The organism is Phycisphaeraceae bacterium (assembly GCA_019636735.1).
In the GTDB taxonomy this organism is placed as follows: domain Bacteria; phylum Planctomycetota; class Phycisphaerae; order Phycisphaerales; family SM1A02; genus VGXK01.
In genome coordinates this window covers 9,637-36,109 of sequence record JAHBWY010000006.1, presented here as the reverse complement: position 1 = coordinate 36,109, position 26,473 = coordinate 9,637, and the positions used below count along the sequence as shown (strand labels likewise).

The following is a 26,473-nucleotide window of genomic DNA, read 5'->3' as shown; positions in this document are numbered from 1 at the left end:
GTCGGCGCGATCTCGGCAAAGCCGAGGTTCCAGAGCGGTCTCCTACACTGCGGTGATGCTGGTTCGATCGATCCGCCCTGAGAGTGCAGCGCCGCTGGCCATGGATGGAGTGAGCGGTGTCCGTATGGAGGTTCTGGTCGGACGCGCCGATGGCGCCCCGACCTTCTCGATGCGTCACTTTGTGGTCGAGCCGGGGGGGCACACTCCACACCACGCGCACAATTACGAGCACGAAGTGGTCATCCTCGAAGGCGAAGCCGAAGTACAGCACGGTGCCGAGGTGCACCGCGTCTCCGCGGGGTCGGCGCTCCTGATCGAGGCCAATCAGATGCATCAGTTCCGCAACACCGGACGCGATCCACTCCGGTTCCTGTGCTTCGTGCCGGTCACTTTCGACTGCGGCAAGCCCGTGCCCGGAAGTTGAGGCGGCCCTTCAGTCCAAAGTCACGGCGCGGTGCGGCGCGCCTTCCGGTGCGCTCAGGGACTCCGCCTTGCGGCTGTTCCCTGCGGAGTTGATGGTGCGCTCGCCCACTGGCGCAGGCGATCGGTGAAGGAGCGCAGCCACTCCTCTCCGGGCATTCGATAGGGCCGGAACTTCTCGAGCGTGCCCTGTTCCTCGCTGTAAAGCAGGGCTCGATTGGCCCCGAGTCGCGTCGCGGCCGGCGAGTCGATGAGCGTGCTTGAATCCGTTGAACTCAACTGGAAGAGGACGCGCTGGTCGAACTCGCGCAAACCCCCTCGATCGAGGCTGCGCTGGAGGCTGGCCAGAGTGTCGACCCAGGTGATCGTGTGGACGCCGACGGTCGGACCGTCGCGAAGAATCGAGGCGAGAAGCGAGGCCGTCGTCGGTGCCGCGTCGCCGCCGCCGAACCCGTAGTCATCGTCGCTGCGCCGCAGTGATCGGAAGCGGTGGAGCGCGTGAATCATGACGAAGAGCGCCGCCGGCTCACCATCGTCGGCCACGGTGCGTTGGGCGACCTCTTCGCCGATGCGGCGGATGGCCTGGTCGACCTCGCGGTAGGGAACGATCTCGATCGGGTGGGGCAACTCTCTGGCCACGCGCTCGAGGCCGCCGGCGAAGGGACCGTCCGCGGGGAGACCATCCATGATGATGAAGCGACTCCGCGCGGGAGCCATCTGCGCGGCGAGCGAGATGAGCGAGGAGATCATCACCGCGCTTGCGGCATCGTCCTGCTGGCCGACGACCACGGCGTTCGCGCCACTCTGGCGACGGAAGAGAAGCGAAGTCGGGTCCTTGATGCTGATCGCCTCTCCGAGCCACGCCGAGGGTGCGGCACCGGTCGGCGCCGGACACCATCCTGTGCCGTCGAGAGCGCGGCGCAGCAGCGGATTCGCCGCGAGATTGGCGGGAACATTGCCCTCGAAGACGATCGGTGGCGGGGGAGTGGGGCGTCCGTCGGCCCGTTGTCGAATCGCCTGCGTGCAGCGATCGAGCCAAGCATCGCGCTCCGAGTCGTTGAGCCAGACGATCTGGAAGGGTGAGTTCCCCTGGACCAATCCGCCTGCATCGTTGTAGATCGCTTCGCCCGGGCGCCCGAGCAGACGAGCGGCGGTGTTGTCATCGGAGAGGATGAGCTGCGCATCCGCTTCATTGCACTGGAGGGCAATGCGGACCGCCATCTGGCCCATGGTGGTGCGCGGCAGCGAGTAGGCGCCGCCAAGCGTCTGGGAGCCGAGAATGACATGCATGCCGAAGGCTCGACCCTGGCGGACGAGTCGGTCGAGCAGCAGCGAGGCCTCCTGCGCGACCTTGTCATCATCGATGAAGAGCTCCTGGAACTCATCGACGATGAGCAGAATGCGCGGCATCGGCTCCGGACGCCCAAGCGCTCGATAGCCACGCAGATCCTGGAGTCCGAGATCACGGAAGAGATCACCGCGCCGCTTCAACTCTCCGTCGAGTCCCTGAAGCACGCTCAAGCCGAACTCGCGATCGCTCTCGATGGCGATGGCCCGCGCATGGGGAAGAGCATGCTCCGCGTAGGTCTTGAACTCGACACCCTTCTTGAAGTCGATGAGATACATCTCGACCTCGTCGGGACCGAACCAGAGCGCGGTGTTCGTGATGAGCGCATGGAGCAGCGTCGACTTGCCGGAGCCGGTCTTGCCGGCAATCAGCACATGCTGCTTGGTGCCTTCGCCAAGGATGAGCGACTGGAGCTTGGTCGCACCGGTGCGACCGAGCGGCACGCGCAGGGTGGCCGCACACGACTCGCTCCAGAGGCGCTCCGGCTTCGGCGCAATCACTGAGAAGGGGACCTCCACGCGCCCCGCGTCAACGGCGGCTTCCCCGACGCGGCGCATGGTGGGAATGACCAGTTCCGGAGGCGGTGCCGGGTCGAGGCTGAGAGGCAGCGCTTCGAGTTCCGGTTCCATGAGTCGGAAGCGGTCTTCCCGCCACTCGAGGCGAAGAGCGTCGCGGCGGAGGAGCACCGGATCGGCAGTCGGCGGCAGCTCGCGGCGCAGATCACGCATGATGAGTGTGAAGACTCCGCAGCGGGCGCCTGAACTCACGATGCTGTTGAGTCGAGCCGCGGCGGGCTCGGTGAAGCTCGCGGGATAGTCCGCGACGACCAGGAAGCGATAGGGCTCGGCGAGTTCACCCGCCTGCTCGTTGTAGTCGCGGATGGTCGGGAACTCATCGCGCAGGTACTTCTGGATGACCGTCTCCATGTGCTCGGTCAGGTCGATGAGCTTCTGCTCAATGTGCCGCGGCTCTGTCCAGATGCGATCGCCAACGAGCTTCGCGCTCGAGTCGGCCAAGTGCATGAATCCCGCGAACGACTGGCCAAGCCCGACTGGATCGACGACCACCAGTTGCACCTTGCCCGGGGGAAGGCCGGTGAGCAGCCGCATCATCGTCGCCTGGAGCGTGGCGATCGCCTGATCCCGCCCCGGTGCATCGCACTCGATCAGCATCGAGGCTCGTTCAGGAATGGTCAGCGTGACCGGCCAGTCGAAGCGGGGCGGTCGCCCGTCGAGAGGCCACGCGAGTTCGGGCTGCTCCGGAAGCGCGTGGGGAATCGCCGCAAGATCGACCTTGAGCGCACCGAGCCGCGCCACCGGTGCGAAGGTGCGCGGTGGCGTCCACTGAGTCCACGAGGGGTCACTCCATCCCGGCGATCGGGCGTGATCGGCGGTCGCGAGGGCTTGGCTGACTTCGAGCGTCCGCTCCTGAAGCGCGCGCCAGGCCGCCACGGTCTCCTGCTCGTCTCGATCGGCGCGTGCATCGATCTCCGCGCGGCGGCTGGCCACCCGCGCCATCTCAGTCGCGTTCTCCCGATCCCGAAGGGCCGTCGCATCGGCGCTCTCCTGCTCATACTTCAATCGGGCCGCCGTCACCTCGCGATCTCTCGTGTCGGCGATGCGATGGCGGCGCGCCGGAATCTGCTCCTCGATCTGGCGCAGCGCATCGGCCTCAGTGGCCTGGATCTCGGCGAGGCGCGGCGCGAGCGCCGCCTGCGCCCGTGCGATCTCCCTGTCGCGCGTTTCGACCAGTTGCCGCTCGCGCTCGGCGCGCTCATTCGAGGCCTGTTCAAGAGCGAAGTCGGCGGCGGCACTGAAGGTGGCCATCGACTCGGCGACCGGCGCCCAGGCGTTCCGCACCTGGCGCCGAGCCACGACCCACAGGAGCGCGATGACGGCGACGAAGAGGAGCGTCGCGCCGAGCCCCGCGCCGACCAATGCGACGCCATCAGTGAATCCACGCCACGCGCCCACCGCGCCCACAGTGGCACCCACGAGGATCATCCACGGCACGAGCAGGATCGGTCCGCGGAAGAGCTTCGGAATGGGGAGCCCGCGCAGCACCGTCAATTGGTTCTGCGCGACGGCGAGCGCCGTCGTCATCGCCATCGAGGAATTGCGAATCGCCGATTCGCGCTGCGCCTCGGTCGGGGGAACCCGGGCGGGCACGCGCTGGCGGTAGCGCCGGATCAGCACCAGCGCCTGGTCCGCCACGCCCTGAAGCTCGCCGCGCCGGGTGGAGATCTCTTCGCGGGTGCGCTCGTAGTCGGTGCGCGGAGTGCCCTCCGCTCCCTCGTAAATGCTCTCGGCAAGCCAGATGGCCTCATCGTGCTGGCGCTGCGCCGCGGTGCGCGCCTCGTCGGCCATCGTGCGCGCCTTCTGGACGACCGTCTCACGCTTTCGCGCGAGCTTCATCATCTCCGCGGCGAAGGTCGCCTCCGCCTCGGCGATGGTCCGGTCCCTCGCAGATTTCGCTCCATGGGTCGATCGGGAGAAGGTCTCCTGAATCGCCGCCATGCGCTCCGCATGCGTGGTGTCGTTCACCTGGAGATCCCGCTGTCGCTGCGCGGCGATCTCCGCCAGGCGCGTCGAGCGAGCCTCGGACCCGGCGATGAGATCAACGAGCGCACGCCGCTCGAGGTTCAGTGCCTGTCGCTCCAGGGCCGCGGGGTCGTTCGTCTCCACGCTCGGATCGTAACAGGGTGGCGCGCGACTCTACCGGTCGTCACAGTCGCGGCGAGCGCGGGCGACGGTGTCGCGCATCTTGTCGAGTGCGCCACCGGCGATGCGCGCCGCGTCATCGAGCCGATTGAGGTAGTTCTCTTCGAAGGCGTGGCTCACCGGATCGTTCCAGCGATCCCGCACCTGGGCCCACTTGGTCCGAAGGTCCTTGATCGCAAGGTCCATTCTCATGCGTGCGCCGGCGACGCTCATGGGGAATTCTCCGAGTCAGAGGGTGAACGGGGGCGACCGGGTGAGGGAGCGGGGGGCGATGAGCCGCTGTCGCACTGGTCAGGCGCTTCGGAAGCGGCGTCGAACGGCTCCGGCACTTCGCCCTCATCGGTGGCAGCGTCCTCCTCGGCGACGGCCTCGGCCATGGCGTCGGCGGTGCGCGTCGTTCCCTGGCGGCGCATCTCCGAGATCATCTCCTGCGACTGCCGATCCCCGAGCAACGAGACGAGGTCCGGTGCCTCGACGCGCATGTACGCCTCGAGGTGCTGGAGCATGCGCGCGAGCAGCGTGACGGCGTGAGGCAGGTCGCGTTCGACGAAGCTTGTGAGCGGGGCCATGCCGGCCTTGAAGAGGATCTCCTCGCGCGAGATCTGAATCGCCCACCGCTTGGTCATCGCCATCTTGCGCTCACATAGGTCAAGTCGCGCCTTGGCGCGCTCGAGCGCCTTCTTCTCATCGACAACGGAGGGCTTCTGGTCCTTGCTGCTGGTGACCATCTGCTTGCGGTAGAGAGCGCTCTTGCAGAGGGCGACCAGTTCCTGTGCCTTGCGGGTCTGCCCCGTCCAGTAGCGGACCTGGTCGCGTTCGATCCAGACGCGCAAGCGGCCGATGTCCGAGTCGGCCTCATCAACGGCCAGGCGCAGCTCATCAAGCGCCTTGATCACCGCGGCGCGGAAACGGGCGAGTTCGTCGAGGTCAAGGACCTTCGCGGCTTCAGACATGGGGTGGTTCGAGCGGCGATGCCGTCGGCGGAAGAGCCACCGGCAGGCGAGCAGCCGGCGCGATCATCGCTGCTGGAGATAGGCCTCGATGCGATCGGCCTTGCGCATCAGGAATGGCGCGTGCACCTCTGCAGCTTTCACGAAGCGCTGAAGCACCTTGAGCGTGGCGTCGAACTCCTCGGCGAACTTCGCCTGCTCCTGATCCTTCCAGGTCTGGCTGAGGGTACCCATGCGCGCGCCGAGCGTGGACATCTGTTGCTGAATGTCGCCCACGAAGCGGCGGAGATCGGTCGCGAATCGGCGAAGTTCGACGGGGTCGACGACGGCCTTGGCCATGGCTGCTTCCTTGGTGGCGCCGGATGGTGCGCCGAAGTGTGAACCGGCGGAGTCCCTGACAGTCGCTCGTGCGAGCGAAGCGTCGCTCTGAAGGCGGGATTGCCCCGAGCGATTTCCTCAGGAGTGTACGCTTCGCGCATGCAGTTGGACGCGGTGAGCAGCCACGGCAAGATGCTGATTCGCGGAGTGTTGCAGGAGGCTGCGTCCGGGAAGCGCTTCGAAGTTCGGAACCCGGCGACCGATGAGGTTGTGGGCTCGGCCCCATCGGCGGGCAGGGAGGAGACGATCGCGGCGCTCGATGCCGCCGCGGCGGCGTTCCCGGAGTGGCGTGATCGCCCGGCGTCGGAGCGCGCCGCCGTCTTGCTGGCGCTCGCGCAGGGACTGCGCGCCGATCGGGAGCGCTTCGCGATGGTGATGACCGCGGAGCAGGGGAAGCCGCTCGCCGAGGCGCGCGGCGAGGTCGAGTACGCGGCGACCTTTCTCGAGTGGGCGGCGGAAGAGGGAAAGCGCCTCGGCGGAGAGATCATTCCCGCGAACAGCGCAGCGAAGCGCCTGCTGGTGCTCGCGCGGCCGGTGGGCGTGACCGCCGCCATCACGCCGTGGAACTTCCCGCTGGCCATGATCACGCGCAAGCTGGGTTCCGCGCTCGCCGTCGGGTGCACGCAGGTGGTCAAGCCTGCGGAGCAGACGCCGCTTTCGGCGCTGGCGCTCGGTGCGCTCGCGCGAGACGCGGGTGTCCCCCCCGGAGTGCTGAATGTCGTGACCGGCGAACCGGTGCCCATCGTCGAGGCGCTCTTCGCCCACCGGGTGCTGCGGAAGGTGAGTTTCACGGGCAGCACCGAAGTCGGGCGAGAATTGATGCGGCGCGCTGCCGATCGAGTGGTCCGACTCTCCCTCGAACTGGGAGGTCACGCGCCCTTCATCGTCTTCGCCGATGCGGACCTCGACCGCGCGGTGGCGGGGGCCATCGCGAGCAAGTTCCGCAATGCGGGTCAGACCTGCATCTGCGCGAATCGCTTTCTCGTGGAGCGCTCCGTGCATGATGCGTTCGTCGAACGGCTCGCTGCCGCGATGTCGTCGCTCACGGTCGGTCCGGGAGATGTCGACGGGATCTCGATCGGTCCGCTCATCGACGACGCCGCGATGCGGAAGGTCGAGGCGCATGTCACCGAGGCGCGCGACGGCGGCGCCCAGGTCGTGGTGGGCGGCCGGCGCGCGACACCGCGCGACCCGCGCGGTCGCTCGCTCGCCGATCGCTTCTTCGAACCGACGCTGCTCACCGGGGTTCGGCCCGGCATGCGCTGCACCATCGAAGAGACCTTCGGTCCAGTCGCGCCCGTGCAGGTCTTCGATTCGGAGGCGCAGGCGATCGAACTGGCGAACGACACGCCATACGGCCTGGCGGCCTATCTCTATACGGGGGATGTCGGTCGGCTCTGGCGCGTGGCGGAACGCCTCGACTTTGGCGTCATCGGCGCCAATGACGCGCTGCCGAGTACCGCGCAAGCGCCCTTTGGCGGCGTGAAGCAGTCGGGCTTCGGTCGCGAAGGTGGCCACCACGGCCTGCGCGAATACATCGACCTGCGCTACATCAGCCTCGGGCTCTGAGGGCTCGATCGACTTGAGCTTCGAACTCGAAGTCCCTCAGGGCGCTGGCCGACTCCCATGCCCCTTGCCGGGGGACAGCGCCGGGACATCTGCACCCGGGACGAGTTCGAGGTTGGACTCCCACCTCCCCACCGACAGGGGGCCGCGCCCATCGATCGGATGATCGGGAGAGACACCGTGGCGGATGGCGACAAGTGCGGATCCGACGGGGATCAACGCCATGGCGCGCCACGGAACTCCTGATCTCCCCCCTCGAAGAGGGGAGAACAGCAGTCACTGTCACACTCGTGGGGGCCGTCGACCTCGATCAGGTCTCGTCTTCGCCGGAGAGGAAGCTTGCAAGCCGCTGTCGTCGGACGGGGTGCTGGAGCTTCTTGAGGGCCTTGCTCTCCACCTGGCGCACGCGCTCGCGCGTGACCTTGAAGATGCGACCGACCTCTTCCAGCGTGTAGGTGTAGCCGTCGCCGATGCCGTAGCGGAGCTTCAGGATCTCCCGCTCGCGATAGGTGAGTGTCTTCAGCACATCGTTGATGCGCGAGCGAAGCATGTCGTTGGTGGCGGTTTCCGTCGGGCTCTCCTGGCGCTCGTCCTCGATGAAGTCGCCGAAGTGACTGTCTTCGCTCTCGCCGACGGGTCGATCGAGCGAAATCGGATGGCGGCTGATCTTCATGACCCGCCGCGTCTCCTCGATGGGCATCTTCGCCTTCACGGCGATCTCCTCGACGGTGGGCTCGCGACCGAGCTCCTGAAGGAGATGCTTCTGAATGTTCCGAAGCTTGCTCATCGTCTCGATCATGTGCACCGGAACGCGAATGGTCCGGGCATGGTCGGCGATGGCCCGCGTGATGGCCTGTCGAATCCACCAGGTGGCATAGGTGCTGAACTTGTAGCCACGCTTGTACTCGTACTTGTCGACCGCGCGCATCAGGCCGGTGTTGCCCTCCTGAATGATGTCGAGGAAGGGCAGGCCGCGGTTGCGATACTTCTTGGCGATCGAGACCACGAGTCGCAGGTTGCCGCCGGAAAGATCTCGCTTCGCCTGCTCGTACTCGCCGAAGACTCGGGCGATCGCCTGCATGCGGCGATCGAGATCTCCGGGCTCCTCGAGGACAAGATGGCGCATGCCGTCGAGTTCCTCCCGCATGACCACGAGGTCCTCGGGGTCGAAGCGCTCCGGATGCTTTTCCGCCTTCTGCATCGAGCGCTGGATCTCCTTGATCTTCTTGTTGATCGCGACCAGCTTGCGGTAGAGCGGCTGGATGCGCCCCGTGCGGAGACAACACTCCTCGAGAAGCGTCGCGATCTTGCGGCGACGCTTCAGAATCTCATCGCGCAGCGCCGCCTTCTTCGTCTCGGAGGTCTGCTTCGCATCGAGCGTCTCCCACGCCTCGCGATTGAGGTTGAGGAGTCGCACGACCGTCTCGGTGTTGTAGGGAATACGGGCCGCGATCTTGTCCTTGGCGTTCGCCTCCGCCGTCGAGATGCGCATCGTTCGGTCGAAGGGGAGTTGGCCGGCATGGACCTGGCGCAGAATCTCGATCGCCTGGTTCGCGGCGTAGTCGCTCTCGAGCACCATGCGACGGAAGATCATGCGGGTCGTCTCGATCTTCTTCGCGAGACGAATCTCCTCCTCGCGCGTGAGCAGCGGAATGGTGCCCATCTGCGTGAGGTACATGCGGATCGGATCGTCGATGCGCTTGCTGCCCTGTTCGGCGATGGCCTGCTCGACCGCCGCCTGCGCGTCGAGGTCGTCGAGGACATCCTCCTCCTCCGGCGGCTCCGGAAGCTGCGGATCGCGATGGTCCAACGGCGGCAGATCATCCGGCGGCATGACGACGCCGTCCTCCTCGATCATCGGAGGCTTCGGCACCTTGGCGGTCTTCTTCGGGTCGTCGCGCTGGAACTTCAGATTGGTCTGAAGGGGAGCCTCGAAGAGGCGCCACGAATTGCGCCGCACCTCGGGCATGTCGATCATGAGGATGCTGAGCTCGCGGAAGAGCTCGAGGAGTTCGTCCAGCCGATCAGGGTCGACGAACTCATCCGGAAGGCAGGTGTTGAGTTCCTCGTAACAGATCCAGGTGCGCTTCTGGCCTGCCTCCACGAGGTTGCGGAGGACGGGCGGGAGATCGGTGATCGAAAGGCTCAAGGCGGTGACTCCGGTTTGAACGACGAATGTGTGCTGCGGGAAGGGAGAATGCGAGGTCGAATTTTGGGCGACGACTATAGGCGCGCCCGGTTGAACGAAGAACCTCCGCCACCCGTTCGGGCGATGGCGGCGGGATTCGGACCAAGCCGGCGGAGCCTTTCAAGCTCGGCGACCAGCAGATCCGGCGTGAGCGGCGCGTCCGGAATCGGTCGCGCAGCATCCAGGGTCTCGCGTCGCAGGATGCGATCGAGGTCTGCGGCGGCCTCCTGGACCGCCTGATTGGGGCTCCGTTCGGAGCGGAACGCGGGGTCGAGACGCCTCGCCCCGATTGAAAAGAGGCTGGATGCGAGCGATTTGTCAACGCCGTTCTCGAGATCTGCGAGAACAGATTGCAGCGTGGGGGCGTTCCCGGACTCGATCCCGCGCCATAACGCGTCGACGATCTCCTGATGGCCGGGGCCCTCGAAGGCACTTGGGGCAAAGGCCTCGGTGATGGGGAGGGCGCCATCTTCAGTCGGAAGCGACTCCCCGGCGAGTTCCGGCGCCGCCAGCAGGAGCGCGAGCAGGTTCCGCTCCGCGTCCAAGCGAGCGCGCTGCCGCGCCGAGAGGGCCTCGCTGCGTTCCGCGCCTCCGCGCGGGGATGTCGGCGTCGCTCGAGGCGCATCGCCACGATCATCGGTCGTGTCCTCTCGGCCGACTTCGACGGCCGGGCTCGCGGGTGACGACATGACCGCGGGTCGCCCGGCGCCTGCAGGCTGTCCGATGGCCACTCGATCGGGTCGGCCGCTGACTGGCTTAGTGAGCGACGCGATCGCTCGCTCGAGTTCATCGATTCTCACGCCGGAGAGATCCGCGAGGCGCGAGAGGACCAGTTGCTTTCTGATGCCTGTCATGCGTCCGAGACCGAGGTCACTCAGGCGTCGAACCATCGCTTCAAGGCGCTGCTGGCGGCCGCTCAAGCCCGTGGCGAGGCGCCATTGCGACTCGAAGCGCCGCACCTGATAGGTGATAGCATCGACGGAGCCCTCGAGCGCTGCGCGGAAGCGCTCGGCGCCCTCCGGTTGCGAGAGGAGCTCATCGGGATCGAGCCCGTCGGGAAGCGTGCAGATGAGGACATCGACGGTCTCGGCGAAGAAGACTTCAACCGCACGATCGGCCGCGCGCTGGCCTGCTTCATCGCCGTCAAAGAGCAGGATGACGCGCTCCGCGAGTCGCTGGAGCATCCTGGCATGATCATGGGTGAGCGCGGTCCCGAGCGTGGCGACGGCGTGGTCGAACCCCGCGCCATGACACGCCATGCAATCGGTGTAGCCCTCGCAGACGAGGGCGACCCGCCGCTCGATGATCGATCGCTTCGCCAGATGAAGGCCGTAGAGGCTTCGCCCCTTGTGGAAGATGGCGCTCTCGGGGCTGTTCAGGTACTTGGGTTCGTCGTCGGGATTGATCTTGCGAGCGCCGAAGGCGATGGGAGCGCCGAGTTCATCACAGATCGGGAAGATGAGCCGATTGCGGAAGCCATCGATGGGTCCGCGCTGACCCTGTCGGATCAATCCGGCGGCTTCGAAGGCCGCACGCACGGGGGCCGACTCATCGGCGTCTGCAGACGAGGCCGACCCGCGCGATGATCCGCCGGCGCCACCGGCGTGTCGCGCAAGGCGCTCGACATGGCGCACGAAGTGATCCCAGCCATCGGGTGCTGCGCCGAGCGCGAAGCGCTCGACCATCTCGGGAGCGAGGCGCCGCTTCGTGAGCGCGTCGCGCGCGGGTGCCCCAAGCTTCTCATCACCGAGGGCATGGCGGAAGAAACGCTGCGCCAACTGATGAGCCCGGCGCAGCATCGTGCGACTGGACGCGGGGTCGCTGCTCGAAGCGTCGCGCTCCATGCGACGAAGTTCGATGCCCGCCCGTGATGCCAGCGTGCGCAGCGCCTCCGGAAACTCCATCCGGTGGTACTGCATCATGAAGTCGATGGCATTGCCCGCAGCCCCGCAGGCGAAGCACTTATAGAACGCGTTCCCCTTGTGGGTCACCACCGCCATGCTCGGCGTGCGATCGTCGTGGAAGGGACAGAGACCGACATGCTCGCGCCCCTTCGGGCGCAGGGCGACATGCTCGCCGATCAGGGCCACGAGGTCCGTGGCTTCCAGAACTCGATCTCGATCACTCTGCATGAACGGAACGCGAACGCCCTCTGAGGTCGGTGCCGTTGCACCGCCACTGTGATTCAACACACCCGCGACACGCGACCAGGGCTCAACCACACGCCGCGGGCGCCCTTGCCGCGACGGATGCTCCGGATGGACGATTCGAACACCGTGAGGGAGTCTGGATCGAGCGATGCAGCCGAGCGCCGGCGTTGCATCGTCAAGCCACACACCGCCCGAGGCGGTCGAAACGCTGTCGTCGCGGTAGGCAGTGGTTGCTCGAGTCCTGATCAGGCCAACCATGGCCCGCGGTGGTGGACAAACGAGCGGTGGGTTACCGCGAGGACGCGAAACAATAGTCCACGCGCGGCCCAAGTCAATCCTGAACCAGGCTGAAACGCTCGTCGGGTCAAAGTTCTGTCGATGCGTGCAGCCGCAATCTCTGCGCGATCAAGGGATGATCATCGCACGATCATGGCGTGATCATGGCGCACCGCAACGGCAGGGCCGACTCACCCCCGATTCCGACGAGCGTGACCGATCAATCCCGAGATTGGCCCGAGTTTTGCAGCGATCTTCAGGCGGTCTTGCCCGCGCCGTAGACATAGCGACGCCGCACGGGCTTCACGACCAGACCCTGTCGAATGGCTCGCGTCGACACCTTGATCCGCTTCGGGGCGCCATCGATGACGGCGCTGACGGTCTGGAGATTTGGCTTGAACTTCCGCTTCTTGACCGAGGTGGTCTTGATGCCGACGCCACCGAGGTACTTGGCCTTGCCGCGACGCTGAAGCTTGTTTCCAGAGGAGGTTCGGGCACCGGTGAAGTGGCAGACGCGAGGCATGGGGGGACTCCAGAGACCGTGAATCGAGCCGGGCAGGGTATCAGGACCCCTCGCGGTCATGCAAGCCCCTGGCCGGCTTGGAGTTTCGGTCGGCTGAACACGCCGCCTCGCCGGTCGCGGGAGATTCACCCGTCGGGGGGGCCATAGTGCGGGAGAGACGGGGATCAATGATCTCGACAACCGCTGCAATCTCGGCGGCGTCGGCGGTTCAATCGACCTCGGCCAGCCCCGCGGCATCGGCGAGGCTTGGCACATGCGTCAATGGCCGTGCATCACGGCACGAGACGGGTGCGACGAGCCTGCCTGCGAAGCTTCGCTCAGCCCGGCCAGCGCCAGCAGCTCGTTGAGCCGGTCGGCATCGTCGTCGTCGAATGAGGCGAGGTCGTGGCTGTCCACATCGAGCAAGCCCCAGGGCACACCGGATGCATCGAGGCAGGGAACGACCACTTCGCTCCGGTCACGCGGATCGCAGGCGATGTAGTTCACACCAAGATCGCGCACATCGCGGACCACGAGTGGGCGGCCCGTCCGCAGCGATCGACCACAGGCGCCGTGCAGTCCGATCGGAGAACAGGCGGGCTTCGGCGCCCGCGCGGCAAGCACGAGCTCCACAGCCTCGGTGATGTGATCCGGTGACGGAGTGCCCGTCGATGGCGCGGCAGCGCCCGAAACGGCAGTGCCCGATGCGGCAGCGCCCGACGCGCCGGTCGAGTCCGAGGTCGGCACCTCGACCGCCAGATAGAAGCCGATCCAACTCACGCCCGTCGGCGCAAGAACAGGCCACGCGACATCGATGAAGCGAGCCATGCGGAGTGCCCGATCAGCGGTCGTGCCGTCCCGCTCCGGCCTCGCGTCGCCTGCATCTCGCGCGAGTGGCGCGCGAAACGCCTCGGCGAGGCGCTCATACGCGGCGGCCCGCTCGGGAGTCATGCGGACTCGGCTCGTCGCCGCGCCACCTGATGCAAGCTGTGGCCATGCTCGACCGCGGCGCGATCAATGACATAGGTGACGCCGGTGTTGTCGACCTCGGGCAGGTGATACATCAGGTCAAGCATCAGCTCGTCCAAGACGGCTCGAAGTGCGCGGGCACCCGTCTGCCGCGCGAGGGCCTTCTCGGCGATCGCTTCAAGGGCGTCGGGCATGAACTCGAGGTCTGCGCCTTCGAGGCGGAAGAGGTGCCGGTATTGCTTGATGAGGGCGTTCCGCGGCTCAGTGAGGATCGAGACCATCGCCTCGACGGAGAGCGGCATGAGCGGGCAGAGGAGTGGCAGGCGCCCGATCAACTCGGGAATCATGCCGAACTCGAGGACATCCTCGGGCGTGATCTGCGCGAGCAGGTCGGCCACTTCCGCCTCGCGGCGAGGTGCTCGAGGACCATCGGCGCTGAAGCCGATCCGCTTGCGACCGAGTCGCTTGCGGATGATGTTGTCGATCCCCTCGAAGCTGCCGCCGCAGATGAAGAGGATGTGCGTCGTGTCCATCTGGATGTACTGCTGCTCGGGGTGCTTTCGGCCTCCCTGCGGCGGCACATTGGCGACGGTGCCTTCGAGCATCTTCAGGAGCGACTGCTGCACGCCTTCGCCGCTGACATCGCGCGTGATCGAGACATTGTGAGAGGTCTTGCCGATCTTGTCGATCTCGTCGATGTAGATGATGCCGCGCTGCGCACTCTCGAGATCGAAGTCGGCGGCCTGGAGAAGCTTGAGCAGAAGGTTCTCGACATCTTCGCCGACATAGCCGGCCTCGGTCAGCGTGGTCGCATCACCGATCGCGAAGGGGACATTGAGCACCCGCGCGAGCGTTCGCGCAAGCAGCGTCTTGCCCGTTCCAGTCGGACCGATGAGGAGCACATTGCTCTTGTCGAGTTCGACATCGACGCCCTCGGCATCGACCTGCGTCAGGCGCTTGTAGTGGTTGTGCACCGCCACGGAGAGCGTGCGCTTCGCGAGGTCCTGCCCGATCACATACTGATCGAGGAACTCCTTGACATGGCGAGGCGAGGGAATCTGGCTGAAGAGAGGCCGGCTTCCGGAAATGCGCCGCTTCTCCTGCTTGAAGATGTTCTGGCAGAGGTCCGTGCAGTTGGAGCAGATGTAGACATCGCTCGGGCCTTCCACCATCGGCCCGACTTCGCGACTCGTCTTGCCGCAGAAGGAGCAGGTCGTCACCTTGCGACCGCGGAAACCGCCGCCATCACCGCCCCCGGGTGGTGGGCCTCCTCCGCCCGAAGCGCCGCCTCCACCTCCCGACGGACCAGAGCCGCCACCTGCTCCGCCGCCCGGACCACCCGAAGAACCGGTCGTGCCTTGACCTCCGTTGGTCGCAGATGGTGAGCGGGGACTTGCGGGGCGCGACGGACGATCGGTCGGCGGCATCCAGGATCTCCAATGGGGGACCACGGCGGTTCTCCTTTGACCGCCAACTTCCAAGTGTACCGAGCGAGTCGCGCGCGTCCCGTTCAGAATCGATGCAGCGACCTTTACCGGACAGCAGGACCGTCACCACCGGCACGGAACGCCTTCCGCGCGCGGGCGATCACTTCCTGTCTCGCGCGCTCAAACTCCTCCTCGCTGAGTTCTCCGCGATCTCGAAGTTCCTTGAGATCGGCGAGCGTGAATCCGACCGGTCCCGCCGCGGCGGCCGAGTCGATCTTGCGACGGCTGATCATCATGATCACGCCTCCCGCAATCGCCACCAGGATGATGACGACCGCGTAGGGCAGGATCGTCATGAAGACATCGGAGGCGTTGGGTGTTCCGCCGGGAGCCGGGGTCGCCGCCATGATCGAGAGTGGGGTCACTCGGGCGATCCGGATTTGCCTCGGCCCTTGCCGGCCGCCTTCGAAGCTGCCTTTGCCTCCTTCGGGGCGGTGGCACCCTTGCGGGCCGCCTCAAGTTCGGCATTCCAGCTTGCGGCATCGACATCGGTGATGATCGCGCGGTCGATGATGCGGTCCGCAGTCTTCGCCTCGCGGATCGAGAGCGCCACATCGTTGATGCGGTTGGAGCGCTCGAGCTCAAGGCGGACCTGATCGGGGCGCATGTTGCGCGACATGGCGATCTGCGAGATGCGACCGTTCACTTCCGCCTCGCTGACCTCCACCTTGAAGTGCTCGGCGAGCCGCGCCAGGATGAAGAAGAGCTTCAGGCGACGACGGGTGTCATCCTCGCTGGCGCTGCGGAGCTCTGCCAATCGACGCTCCACTTCCTCTCCCTCCATGCCGCGATGGAGCATCTCCATGCGCATGATGTCGAGATTGCGCTGGACCTGCGCCTGCGAGAGCTTCTCGGGAAGATCGAAGTTCACTGCATCGACGAGATAGCGGAAGACCTGCTCGCGCATGGCGGCCCGCTGCTCGTTGTCGCGTCGCCGCTCGAGTCCGATTCGGATCTGCTCCCGGAGGTTCTCCGATGAGCCGAGGCCGAACTGCTCGGCGAGTGACTCCGGCGTGGCCGGTTCGATGCGCTCGGCCTCTCGGATCGTGAAGGCAATCTTCACCTTCGCGCCGCGCAGCTCCTCGCGCTCATGACCCATGGGTCCGGTCGTCTCGAAGATGAGTTCTTCGCCGACGGAGTGACCTTCAAGGCGCGGGCCAAGGTCCTCGAAGAGGAGACCGAGCAGCTGACCACGGCCCTGGTCCGCCACATCGGGGACCACCACGAGCGCCTCATTGCTCTCGAAGAAGACATCACTCGATTCGTTCAGGTTGACGACGACGCGACCGAGCAATCGATCGAGCGGCTGGAAGGGGCCGTCAATGCGGCTCGGCGTGCCGAAGCGGTACTGGTTGCGGCGCAGTTCCGCCTCGACATGCTCGGCGGTGACTTCCGCCGTGGGGCGACGAACGGGGACCTCTTCGAGCTTGGGAAGCTCGAACTCAGGAACCACTTCGACATCGACCGTGAAGGTGAGCGACTTGCCACGCGCGAGCGAAAGTTCCTTGGCGGCAGTCTCGAGCTCGGGCTGGGAGACGGGCTTCAGGCCCTTCTCTTCGAGCGCCTTGGAGTAGGCGTCGGCCAGGAGTTGCGACCGCGCCTCGTTCAGGAGCGCGGTTCCGAAGCGCTTCTCAAGGAGCGCCCGAGGCACCCGTCCACGGCGGAACCCCGGCACGGCAGCCTCCATCTGGAGCGCGCCGAAGCTCGTCTCGATGCGGTCATCGACATTCTCTGCGGGAATGGTGATGGTCAGACGCTTCCGCGCAGGTCCCGCGTCGGCAACATCAACGGTGGGCGTGAGGGTCGTGGTCTCGCTGTCGGCCATGAGAAAGTCGATCCGTTGGTGGGTGAATGGCGGCGCCACAGGGCGCCCGGCGTCGAAGCCACTTCGACGGGGAAACGAGTATAGCGATCGGCCGAGCCGACTCCGATCACCGCATGAGCAGCATTTCGGCGTAGGTCGGCAGGGGCCAGAGATCCGCTGGAACCACTCGCTCCAGTTCGTCGCAGAGACGCCGAACTTCGGCCATCACGGGGACGACCTTCTCATGCACATGGCGCATGTGCCGAGCGGTGTCATCGTCATCGTGCGCTTCGGCCTTCTCCAGTTGAGAGCAGGCGTTCCGCAGCGATGTGATGGTCGATGCGAGCGAGAGGAGTTCGCGGCGGGTGTCCTCGGCGTCGATCTCGGCACCTTCCGCGGCGGCGAGGGCATCGGCGAGCTCCGTCTGAGCGCGAAGCGCCGCAGGGAGGATCTGGCCCCGAACCATGCGGGCCATGGTGCGCGCCTCGATGCCGACGACGGTGACATAGAACTCCATGAGCACATCGTGTCGCGCCGCCAGCTCGCGCTTGGTGAGCACGCCGTACTTCGTGAAGAGGTCGATCGCCTTCTTCGAGCCGAAGACCGGCAGGGCGTCGGCAGTGCTGCGGAGATTCGGCAGGCCGCGCTTCTCCGCTTCCCTGTGCCACGCCTCGCTGTAGCCATCGCCATCGAAGCAGACGCGCCGGTGCTTCTTGACGACTTCCTTGAGGACCGCGCGGACGGCAGCTTCGAGCTTGGCCGGAGTGGAGTTGCGTCCCGCCTTCTTCTCAAGCTCGGTGGCGAGCACATCAAGGCTCTCGGCGACGATCGTGTTGAGGACCGTGTTCGGCCAGCCGACGCTGGCGCTTGAGCCGACAGCGCGGAACTCGAACTTGTTGCCGGTGAAGGCGAAGGGCGAGGTGCGGTTGCGATCGCTGGTGTGGCGCGGCAGATGAGGGAGCGTGTGGGCGCCGAGATCGAGCGTGCCACCCTTGAGCGTCTTCCGCGCGCTGCCATTCTCGAGCTGGTCGAGGATGTCCGTCAGCATCGAACCGAGGTAGATGGACATGATGGCAGGCGGTGCCTCATTCGCGCCGAGACGGTGATCGTTGGCCGCACTCGCGATCGACGCGCGGAGCAGGTCGGCGTAGACATCCACCGCGCGGATCACCGCGCAGAGGAAGACGAGGAACTGCATGTTCGAGTGCGTCTCGTCCCGCGGGTCGAGCAGGTTCACGCCGGTGCTCGTTGAGAGCGACCAGTTGTTGTGCTTGCCCGAGCCGTTGATGCCGGCGAAGGGCTTCTCATGCATGGCGCAGAAGAAGCCATGCTCGCGGGCCGTCATGCGGAGGACATGCATGGTCAGCATCTGGTGGTCGACCGCGATGTTCGCGTTCTCGAACATGGGGGCGATCTCGTACTGGCCCGGCGCCACCTCGTTGTGACGGGTCTTGACGGGCACGCCAAGTTCGAAGAGCCGAGCTTCGACATCGGCCATGAAGGCGATGACACGATCGGCGATGAAGCCGAAGTAGTGGTCGTCGAGCTGATGGCCCTTCGGTGCCGTGGCACCCATGAGCGTGCGGCCCGTGATGACGAGGTCGAGGCGCTTCTCAAAGAGCGATCGGTCGACGAGGAAGTACTCCTGCTCGCAGCCGAGCGTGGTGATGACACGGGTTACTCCGGCGTCGGCGTTGAAGAGCCGCAGAATGCGCATCGCCTGCGAACTCACGGCGTCGATCGAGCGCAGCAGCGGAGTCTTCTTGTCGAGCGCATCGCCGGTCCAGCTCACGAAGACCGTGGGAATGCAGAGCGTCACGACACCGCTGGGGTTCCGAAGAAGGAAGGCGGGACTGGTCGCATCCCAGATCGTGTAGCCGCGGGCTTCGTAGGTGTCTCGAATGCCGCCCGAGGGGAAGCTCGATGCGTCGGGCTCACCTTGAATGAGCTGATTGCCGGAGAGCGTCTCGATCGCGCCACCATCGGGCAGCGGTGAGAGGAACGCGTCGTGCTTCTCGGCAGTCATGCCCGTGAGCGGCTGGAACCAGTGGCAGTAGTGGGTCGCGCCATGCTCGATGGCCCAATCCTTCATCGCCACGGCGACGGTGTTGGCAATGGCGGGGTCGAGCGGAGAACCTTCATTGATCGTCTTCTGAAGCTTCTGATAGACATCGCCGGGAAGACGCTTCAGCATCGTGTCGCCGCTGAAGGTGAGCTGGCCGAAGATGTCACTGCCGCGCACGGGGGCGCCGGAGGGCGTGAGACGCGGGGAGGTCATGGCGGCGGAGTCCTTGGAGTTTGGCCGAGGGATGGTCATGGGGGTGGTGTCGGAGGCGTGCGAGCGGCGGTGCCTGGAACGTCGTGTTCCAGGCCGAATCAAACGGTTGAGTGTAGAGGAGGCGGATCGGCTGGCGGGGCCGATGAATTGCGTGCTTTCGCTGTGATTGCCACGGATCGACGATGGCGGGGGCTACCGGATCTCGAAGGCGACGCGGGGCGGGCCCTCGGCGTCACCCGCCTCGACATCGACGGTGATCCGCTCCTCCGATATTCCGTTCACCGTGATGAGTTCCCGGGCCACGGCCTCCGCCCGCGCTCGGGCGATCGCCTGCCACGCCTGGTCATCAATCTCGATGGAGTCGAGGAGCGCCCGCTCCATCGCTTCGACCGGCGGCCGCGAGCCCGACTTCGCTTCGACGGCGGTGCGCACTTCCGCAGGCAGAAGCGCATACGCGCGGGAGATCGCCGAACGACGGGCCTCACCCTGGATGGGCCCCGAAGTCTCACGACCCGCTGCGGCGCGAAGGCGGTCATCGAGACCCGCCGCACGAAGGGCCCCTTCGTCCGCGGAAGCGCCGGTGATGCCGACAACGCGCAGGGAGAGCGCCGGCCTTTCGTTGAGCGCCTTGGCCAGCATGTCGATGTCGGCGCTGCGCTCCGAGGTGAGTTCCGACGAGCCCGGCTCAAAGAGCACCATCGAGAGATCGCGGTCCCCGGCGCCGACCAGCGCGGCAAGCAGGGTGAATGGCGCCGTGGTCGCGCGAAGGATGAGATTCACGATGGCCTGCCAGATCACTCCGCCAAGTCTGAATGACGGATCCCGAAGGTCGCCCTCGAAGGGAACACTGACGGCGATGCGCTGGTCACCATCCCGAAGGAGATCGAGGCCGAGCTTCACGGGAAGATTGATCGCCTCGGGACTCGGCACGCTGCGACCGAGGAAGAAGCGATCAAGCGTGGCGTCGAGCGTGCCGCGAAGCTGCGCCTCGTGGATCGAGACCGGCATTTGCACTGCCAGTCGACCTGAGTCGATCTCATGTCCTACAAAGCGATTGGCGTAGGGGTCGTAGGGTTTGAGGGGGAGGCTCGACAGTGTGAACTGAATGTCGGTCTGGCGCGTGGGATCAACGGGATCGAGAGTTCCCCGAAGGTCGAAGCGGCCTGCTTCCTGAACGAGGCCCGTCATGGTGAGTTCGGCTGGCTCAGCGGCTCGTGTGCCGAGGCCATCGATCTCGGCATTCACCTCGCTCACGAGAAGCGTGGCGGCGGGTGAGGTCGAGAGGTCAACAAGGCGAAGGAAAGCGTCGGCAAGTTCGAGACGACGGATCAGGACCTCGGGCAGCGACGAGGTGTCGAGGCCGTGCTCGAAGGTCGTCGTGGCCGGTGCAGTGGGTTCAGGTGCACGCGTGCGGTCGTCGGCGATCGAAGGAGCGCTGCGCTCATCGGTCGCGCTCGACTCACCCTCGGCCATTGGACCGATGAGTGCACGAGCCAACTCCGCGCGAGCGCGCGTGATGACCACTTCGCCCACTTCGACACGAGGTCCGATCGAGACGAGATCGATGTGGCTCGCCCGCAGATGGCCGATCGACACTTGCGCGTCGTCGAAGCGCGGGGCTGCAAGGGCGAGTTCGCGGCCCGTGACTTCACCGGCGGCGACGAGCAACGGCATGGGCTCGGCCGATGGCGCGGCGCTTGAACCTCTCGATGGCAGAGCGCGCGTGGCCTGAGCGCCGGGGGCATCCGAAGTTGAACGCTCGCGCAGGGCATCGACCGCAGCGCCGCGCTCGATCGCGGCAACACCGGCATAGGTGAGCTCCTCGGCGCCCGCCGTGAGTGCGCCAAACTCGGTTCCCTCGGCGCTCGCCTGGGCGCGAACCGCGGTCAGCGCACCCTCGCTTCGCGCGCTCGCAGTTCCATCGGGAGAGGACGAGGCCATCACGACCCCGGCATAGCGAAGGGCGCCACACTCGACCCGGGCGACTCCGGCGGGCGCGAGCGGCGTTTCCGCGGAGACCTGCTCGAAGTCGAATCGGCCGATCCACTCGAGGTGCGCACTGCCGTCCGTGACGCGGCGGAGCGTGCTGTTCCCGTCGAGCTTGAAGGAACTCATGGTGGCCGAGCGATCGCCGCCATCCTGCCGCACGGTTCCGGCGGCAGCGGTCGCATGAATCAACCCTTCGGAGGTGACTCGGAGCGGATCGCTCTCGCCTTCACCGGCGACCACGCGAAGGGCGCCATCCCACTTGAAGGTTGCAAGCTGTGCGGCCGCGTTGAGATCGCTGCGCTCGGCTCGGGCGGCAAGCGCTTTGGTGCTGAATGCTCCACTCCAAGCCGCCTCGGATCGAACTTGATTGACGAGGTGAATCGACGCCTGGCCCTTGGCGGTGGCCCCTTCAAGCGAGGTCTCCGCCTTCAGGTCGGGCAGGGGCACGCCGAGTGAGAGGCCCTCCAGATGGGCCTCGCCATCCCACGACGCGTTCACCGACTCATCCCCTTGCAGTAGTGCGGTGATGTGTCCATCGGCTGCGATCGCCTGGAGCGCCAGCAGGGGTTGACGCTCGGCGAAACTCAACTCAAGCTGGCGCAACAGCGCCGCTCCGCGCCAGTCAACGGAAATGGTGTCGGCGGCCAGATCAACGCTCGCCACGACGCGGCCCGCCACTCGGGCGACACCATCGGTGAGTTCCGTGGGGGGCAGATCCTGAAGGAATTGCGGCGGCAGATAGGGGGCGAAAGGTGTGAGGTCGATCTCATCGGCATCGACCTGCACCTCGACCTTGGCGCTCAGCGGGCGAAGCATTCCTTCGAGACGGAGCGCGCCGTTCGTCCCCAGCACGCCTTCAAGAAAGAACGGTGCCGCCAACTCCTGCGCGCTTCGAATCGGCCCTGCGTCAAGTCGAGCGCGGCGCAGCGTCGTCTCGACGACCCGTCGTGGGGAGCGATCGATGTAGGAGACCACCTGATCGTGCAGAGCAAGACTCTTGAGATCGATGGTCCACTCTCCGGTCGCGCCGCGCACAATCGCGTTCACCGCGGCGGCGACGCGTTCGACCGGGAATTCGGTGAGGTCGGCACCTTGATCGTCGTCGCGTCCGTGCATTTCCTCGAGGGCTGCAAGCCCCTCCCGATCGGCCCACGGGAAGAGTCGGAGAATGGCCGGTCGGCCATCCTCGGCGCGAACCAGGTGGAGCGTTGAGTTCAAGAGGCGGAGCGAGCGGATGTTTGCGGTGCGAGCGACAAGATCCAGATCGGCGTCGGTCAGGGTCAGGCGAGGTGACTCGATGAGCAGGTCCCGGCCATCGAGGATCCGGAGCCGCTCGAGTGTGGCCATGGGAATGGACGCGCGAAGCACGGCGGGGCGATCGGTGGGAGCCGCTTCGTAGCGCAGGCGAGCGTTCAAAAGTCCGTCGACGATCGTTGCCGAGGTGGCACGGGCGAGGTAGGGCATGAGCGGCGCGATCGGGAAACCCTCGATCGTCACTTCGCCGCGCGCCGTCGGTGGATCGACCGTGAATGAGCCCTCCCAGCGCGCGGTGGCCCCGTTGGTTGATCTCGCCGTCAGAAGGTGGCCGCTTCGTCGGTGAGGTCGGAGGTCGAGCGAGCCGAAATCGAAGTTGATGTCCGACCATGACGCCTCGAACACTTCGCCTCGCGAGCGATCGGTGAAGCGGGCCGACGCTGCGCGGACTTCGCCGCGCGCGATGCGCAGGTGGGGAATCCTCGAGATCAGCGGCTTCGGCTCAGCGGAGGTCGCCGCTCCGGGAGTCACGAGCGCCCGCAGAAGATCGACATCACCTTCCTCATCGATCACCACCGAGAGAGAGGGGCGCTCGATGATCAGCTCGCGCACGCACCAGCTTGCCGTGAGCACACTCCAGATGGGGGAGACTCCGCAGCGAAGTGCGTCGAACTCAAGAAGCGTCGTGCCCTCGGGTGAGGTGAGGCGTCCGCGGCCAAGGTTGAGCGTCAGGCTCAGCGGATTGAAGGCAATCTCCGCCACTTCGAGCGTGCCCGGAATCGCTCCATTGATCGCGGGCAGGACCCAGCGATTCGCCGCCCAGGGGACGCCGAGGAAGCCGCCGGGAAGATAGATGACCATGAACGCCACAAGCGCAACGATGAGCCATCGGAGCCGGCGCCTTCGCCTGCCGGTGACTTGTGGTGCACCCCTCGCTTCCGCGGAGTTCATCCGATGATGGTACGCCGACGCGTCAGGTAGTCCCAAACCACGAAGCGGTCGAGCTCCCGCCCGCCGGTGAAGAAGACGCGGCCACCCGTCGACTCGGCGATGCGATAGGCGAAGCCGACATCATCTTCATCCTGCGACCACGAGGGCAGCAGCATCACATTGAGCGTGATTCCGTCACGCCGACACATCTGCGCTTCGCGCATCGTGGCCGCTTCGGTGCGAGGATCGGGGGGATAGAGCATGAAGAGGTTCGACCCCTCCATGTGCGCCGTGGGCAGGCCGTCGGTGAGCAGAATGATCTGACGATTGGGGGTTGGTTGGGCCGCGAGGAAGTGGCGGGAGAGTTGAAGAGCCCGCTGGATGTTCGTGAAGTGAAGGGGGAGATCCATCTCGCCGAGGCGCGGATCGGCGAGATCGGCGCGGAGCCGAACGACCGGCCGCGAGATCGAGACCGGCTTGGGCATCAGGGAGGCGAGGTCGGCGCTGCGGACAGGTTTCGCGAGCGTGTACATCTCGACGAAGAAGAGAGAGTCGCCCGGGTACTCGCGACGAATGAGTCCGTCGAGCGCAAGCGCCATCCGCTTGCAGGAGACATATTGCCCTCCGTAGCGCATGGATCCTGACATGTCGAGAATGACCGCCGTTGCGCAGCGTGGAGTCCGACGGCTCTTGAAGATCCGGAGATCTTCGGGGGTCAGGGTCAGCGGCGCTTCCGATGCGTCGGCCCCCGGGGCGCCCGCCGCGTCGGCCGCGCGGCGCAGCAGCGCGTTCGTGATCGACTCGGCCGCGTCGAGCCCGCTCAGCGGGTCGCCGAAGTTCCATGGGCGTGTCGTGGGCAGCTCGACTTCGCCTTCGAGGGCCTGCACACCCTCATGGCGACCGCTGCGGCCCGCTGAGAGGCCGTTGAAGATCTCCTGAAGCAGACGCGTCTGGTAGAGACGCATCGCCCTCGGCGTCAGCGACCAGCCCTGCGCCGAGCGCTCGATGCCCTGGGCGTGGGCCAGTTGCTCGATCATCTCCTGCACCCGGCGCTCAATGTCGCGCAGCCCCTCGATCTCCTCAGGTGGCGCGAACTGTTCAAGCGCCTCGAGGTCGATGAGCGCGATCCTCGCGTGTTTGAGCGCTTCACGAAGTTGCTCGATGAGGCGCTCGATTGTTTCAAGCTCCTCCTTGAGCCGCAGCGCCTCTTCGATCGAGAGCGGCGCTCGCCCTGTGAACACCCAGCGGGAGGCGAGCGCCTCGACCTGGAAGCGGTCGCCCAGTCGCTCCACGAGGTGGACGAGCTGGCGCGCGAAGGGTGACTGCTCGTCGACCTCGTACCAGAGACGCTCGAGGTCGCGCAACTGGCCTTCGCGGACTTCTCGTTCGAAGCGGGAAGCGAGTTTGGGTGGTGGGGTCATCGATGCCGCGAGGGTGCGGAAGGCCTCATCGGCGCGGCGCCGCACGGAGTCGCTCTCCCAGGTGGCCAGGATCTTCGCGCGGCGCTCTTCGAGCAAGGCCAGCAACGACTCGATGCTCGGTCCGAAGCCCTTGATTTGCGAGGGATCGATCGTCACCGCTCGAGCGAGCTCTTCGGGAGTGAGTCGGCGCAGCGAGCCATGGTGAAGCATGTGCTCGAAGGCGGCCCCGGCGATGTCCGGCGGCGCACTCCGCGGCGGAGGGAAGTTGACCGGGTCGTATCCGAGGTACGCGTGAATGACACCACCGAGCGTCGATCGAGCGGGGTCGGGGTTTGCCGGCGATGGTTGGCGCGGCGGCTCCGACATCAGGAGACCTCGTAGACGATGCGCCCGTGCGACTGCGAGCGGGAGATGCGGTCGGTCGCGTGCAACCCGGCGAGCACGAACTCGACGCAGCTCGCTCGCACGGCCGGATCGCCGGCGACATTGACCTCAAAGGCCTTCTCCCACGCGGGAGGAACGCGGCTCAAGCGCTCCGCATAGTGCTGCGAGGGAAGCTGGTCGCCGACCTCGATCCGCACGCCCTTCGCGAAGATGTCGGCGATCTCCTCGAGCCCGTGTTCGTCGCAGTACTCGGTGAAGACGACGCCGATCGCCTCGGCCACGATCGCATCGATGATCTGTCGTTCTGTCATCTGATGCGTGCCCATGAGGTCGAGTTCGAGCTTGCCGAGCGCCGAAGCGTGCAGGTGGGCGAGATCGCTTACGCGCGGCACGGCGGGGCGCTCACCGAGCTGAATGCCGCGACGCCTGGCGCTCGCCACCATCGTGCGCCAGTTGGCCGCACTGAAGCGGGCGCTCACGCCACTCGCCTGATCGACATGGGGGCTCCTCCGCGCCGCCACGCTGATCGCCTCGATGATCTCCTCCATGAAAGGCGGCACGACCACCGGGAAGTCGCCACCGAGATCAACGCCCGCTTCCTGCCGCGTGATCCTGATGCCGTCGCTTCGCTCTCGCGGGTAGTGGGTGACGATGGTTGAACCGATCCGGTCCTTGAGCTGCGGAATGACCTTGCCCGACCGGTTGTAGGTGGCGGGATTTGCGCTGAAGAGGATCATCACATCGAGATCGAAGCGAACCGGGTGGCCTCGAATCTGCACATCGCGCTCTTCAAGCACATTGAAGAGGCCGACCTGGACCGAGTCATCCAGATCCGGCAGCTCGTTCATGGCGAAGATGCCGCGATGCATGCGCGGAATCAGGCCGAAGTGGAGCGCCTCTTCCGCGCCGAGCGAACGACCCGCAACCAGCTTTGAAGGGTCGATTTCCCCGATCACATCGGCGAAGCGCGTCCCCGGTGCCAGGCGCTCGGCGTAACGCTCGCTTCGATGCCACCACGCGATCGGCACCTTCTCCGCGGGCGTCTCCGCGAGAAAGCGCTTCGCCATGGCAGTGATAGGTCGCGTGGGATCCTCGTGAACGGGACACTCGGGCAGCTCGACATAGGGCAGCCACTCATCAAGAAGGCGCGGAAGGAGCCGCATGAGCCGGCTCTTCGCCTGACCCTTCTCGCCGAGGAAGAGCATGTCGTGACCCGCGAGAATCGCGTTGGCCACCTCGGGCAGAACCGTGTCGTCGTAACCGACGATGCCGGGGAAGAGCTCCTCTCCGATGGCGAGGGCTCGCTCGAAGTTGGATCGAAGCTCATCCTTGACCCGACGGGACACCCAGCCGCTTGCGCGCAGCTCGGCCAGAGTTCGAACGGCAGGTGGTTGGCTGGGCATGGCGCAGGGCGAGTCCGGCACCCGCCGGTCACTCGTGAGGGTAGGTTGGGGCGCAG

At 66.0% G+C, this 26,473-nt stretch carries 17 protein-coding genes; 2 read left to right on the top strand and 15 right to left on the bottom strand.

Annotation, left to right across the window (positions count from 1 at the left end; genetic code table 11):
• Positions 1-55 precede the first annotated feature (55 nt).
• Positions 56-424, top strand: coding sequence for a cupin domain-containing protein (locus KF724_09490; protein MBX3355917.1), 369 nt, complete (start codon positions 56-58; stop codon positions 422-424).
• A 53-nt stretch (positions 425-477) separates the two neighbouring features.
• On the opposite strand, the gene KF724_09485 is transcribed toward KF724_09490, so the two are convergent.
• The 4 genes from KF724_09485 to KF724_09470 all read right to left on the bottom strand — a co-directional run bounded on the left by KF724_09485 (position 478) and on the right by KF724_09470 (position 5,777).
• On the bottom strand, positions 478-4,452 hold the full coding sequence (locus KF724_09485; protein MBX3355916.1) for an AAA family ATPase: 3,975 nt from the start codon (positions 4,450-4,452) through the stop codon (positions 478-480).
• Between the two features lie 30 nt (positions 4,453-4,482).
• On the bottom strand, positions 4,483-4,701 hold the full coding sequence (locus KF724_09480) for a hypothetical protein (GenBank protein ID MBX3355915.1): 219 nt from the start codon (positions 4,699-4,701) through the stop codon (positions 4,483-4,485).
• Positions 4,698-5,441, bottom strand: coding sequence for a hypothetical protein (locus tag KF724_09475; GenBank protein ID MBX3355914.1), 744 nt, complete (start codon positions 5,439-5,441; stop codon positions 4,698-4,700). Before KF724_09475 ends, KF724_09480 begins: the two co-directional genes overlap by 4 nt.
• A 63-nt stretch (positions 5,442-5,504) precedes the next feature.
• Positions 5,505-5,777: a WXG100 family type VII secretion target gene (locus tag KF724_09470; GenBank protein ID MBX3355913.1), complete on the bottom strand. Its 273-nt coding sequence runs from the start codon at positions 5,775-5,777 to the stop codon at positions 5,505-5,507.
• 138 nt (positions 5,778-5,915) lie between these two features.
• On the opposite strand from KF724_09470, the gene KF724_09465 reads away from it, so the two are divergent.
• Entirely contained in the window at positions 5,916-7,385 is a 1,470-nt protein-coding gene (locus KF724_09465; protein MBX3355912.1) for an NAD-dependent succinate-semialdehyde dehydrogenase, read from the top strand.
• Positions 7,386-7,692: 307 nt separating this feature from the next.
• Here the strand turns inward: KF724_09465 and rpoD are convergent, their stop codons facing one another.
• The 11 genes from rpoD to KF724_09410 form a co-directional block, all read right to left on the bottom strand.
• Positions 7,693-9,531 (bottom strand): RNA polymerase sigma factor RpoD, encoded by a 1,839-nt coding sequence (gene rpoD, locus KF724_09460; GenBank protein ID MBX3355911.1) that lies wholly within the window; start codon positions 9,529-9,531, stop codon positions 7,693-7,695.
• A gap of 74 nt (positions 9,532-9,605) precedes the next feature.
• On the bottom strand, positions 9,606-11,702 hold the full coding sequence (dnaG, locus tag KF724_09455) for a DNA primase (protein MBX3355910.1): 2,097 nt from the start codon (positions 11,700-11,702) through the stop codon (positions 9,606-9,608).
• A 550-nt stretch (positions 11,703-12,252) separates the two neighbouring features.
• Positions 12,253-12,519: a 50S ribosomal protein L28 gene (gene rpmB, locus KF724_09450; GenBank protein MBX3355909.1), complete on the bottom strand. Its 267-nt coding sequence runs from the start codon at positions 12,517-12,519 to the stop codon at positions 12,253-12,255.
• A gap of 258 nt (positions 12,520-12,777) precedes the next feature.
• Entirely contained in the window at positions 12,778-13,449 is a 672-nt protein-coding gene (locus tag KF724_09445) for a GAF domain-containing protein (protein ID MBX3355908.1), read from the bottom strand.
• Complete coding sequence (gene clpX / locus KF724_09440; GenBank protein MBX3355907.1) at positions 13,446-14,894, bottom strand: ATP-dependent Clp protease ATP-binding subunit ClpX; 1,449 nt, start codon at positions 14,892-14,894, stop codon at positions 13,446-13,448. The genes KF724_09445 and clpX overlap by 4 nt, the downstream gene beginning before the upstream one ends.
• 104 nt (positions 14,895-14,998) lie before the next feature.
• The gene (locus tag KF724_09435) at positions 14,999-15,319 is read right to left on the bottom strand and encodes an SHOCT domain-containing protein (GenBank protein MBX3355906.1); all 321 of its coding nucleotides are present in this window, start codon (positions 15,317-15,319) and stop codon (positions 14,999-15,001) included.
• Positions 15,316-16,779, bottom strand: coding sequence for a trigger factor (gene tig / locus KF724_09430; protein ID MBX3355905.1), 1,464 nt, complete (start codon positions 16,777-16,779; stop codon positions 15,316-15,318). Before tig ends, KF724_09435 begins: the two co-directional genes overlap by 4 nt.
• Positions 16,780-16,885: 106 nt before the next feature.
• Positions 16,886-19,036 carry a glutamine synthetase III gene (locus tag KF724_09425; protein MBX3355904.1) on the bottom strand — a complete coding sequence of 717 codons (2,151 nt, stop codon included), beginning with the start codon at positions 19,034-19,036 and terminating at the stop codon, positions 16,886-16,888.
• Positions 19,037-19,228: 192 nt separating this feature from the next.
• A complete protein-coding gene (locus tag KF724_09420) occupies positions 19,229-23,230 on the bottom strand; it encodes a DUF748 domain-containing protein (protein ID MBX3355903.1) in 4,002 nt (1,333 codons plus the stop codon).
• Positions 23,227-24,996 carry a hypothetical protein gene (locus KF724_09415; protein MBX3355902.1) on the bottom strand — a complete coding sequence of 590 codons (1,770 nt, stop codon included), beginning with the start codon at positions 24,994-24,996 and terminating at the stop codon, positions 23,227-23,229. The genes KF724_09420 and KF724_09415 overlap by 4 nt, the downstream gene beginning before the upstream one ends.
• Positions 24,996-26,417, bottom strand: a complete 1,422-nt coding sequence (locus KF724_09410; GenBank protein ID MBX3355901.1) for a magnesium chelatase — start codon at positions 26,415-26,417, stop codon at positions 24,996-24,998. The genes KF724_09415 and KF724_09410 overlap by 1 nt, the downstream gene beginning before the upstream one ends.
• Positions 26,418-26,473: the final 56 nt, after the last annotated feature.

Coding starts and splice junctions, on each gene's coding strand:
- KF724_09425 (MBX3355904.1), bottom strand. CDS start 19,036: ATGACCTCCCCGCGTCTCACGCCCTCCGGCGCCCCCGTGCGCGGCAGT.
- tig (MBX3355905.1), bottom strand. CDS start 16,779: ATGGCCGACAGCGAGACCACGACCCTCACGCCCACCGTTGATGTTGCC.
- KF724_09410 (MBX3355901.1), bottom strand. CDS start 26,417: ATGCCCAGCCAACCACCTGCCGTTCGAACTCTGGCCGAGCTGCGCGCA.
- KF724_09465 (MBX3355912.1), top strand. CDS start 5,916: ATGCAGTTGGACGCGGTGAGCAGCCACGGCAAGATGCTGATTCGCGGA.
- clpX (MBX3355907.1), bottom strand. CDS start 14,894: ATGCCGCCGACCGATCGTCCGTCGCGCCCCGCAAGTCCCCGCTCACCA.
- KF724_09470 (MBX3355913.1), bottom strand. CDS start 5,777: ATGGCCAAGGCCGTCGTCGACCCCGTCGAACTTCGCCGATTCGCGACC.
- dnaG (MBX3355910.1), bottom strand. CDS start 11,702: ATGCAGAGTGATCGAGATCGAGTTCTGGAAGCCACGGACCTCGTGGCC.
- KF724_09445 (MBX3355908.1), bottom strand. CDS start 13,449: ATGACTCCCGAGCGGGCCGCCGCGTATGAGCGCCTCGCCGAGGCGTTT.
- rpmB (MBX3355909.1), bottom strand. CDS start 12,519: ATGCCTCGCGTCTGCCACTTCACCGGTGCCCGAACCTCCTCTGGAAAC.
- KF724_09475 (MBX3355914.1), bottom strand. CDS start 5,441: ATGTCTGAAGCCGCGAAGGTCCTTGACCTCGACGAACTCGCCCGTTTC.
- KF724_09490 (MBX3355917.1), top strand. CDS start 56: ATGCTGGTTCGATCGATCCGCCCTGAGAGTGCAGCGCCGCTGGCCATG.
- KF724_09415 (MBX3355902.1), bottom strand. CDS start 24,996: ATGTCGGAGCCGCCGCGCCAACCATCGCCGGCAAACCCCGACCCCGCT.
- KF724_09420 (MBX3355903.1), bottom strand. CDS start 23,230: ATGAACTCCGCGGAAGCGAGGGGTGCACCACAAGTCACCGGCAGGCGA.
- KF724_09480 (MBX3355915.1), bottom strand. CDS start 4,701: ATGAGCGTCGCCGGCGCACGCATGAGAATGGACCTTGCGATCAAGGAC.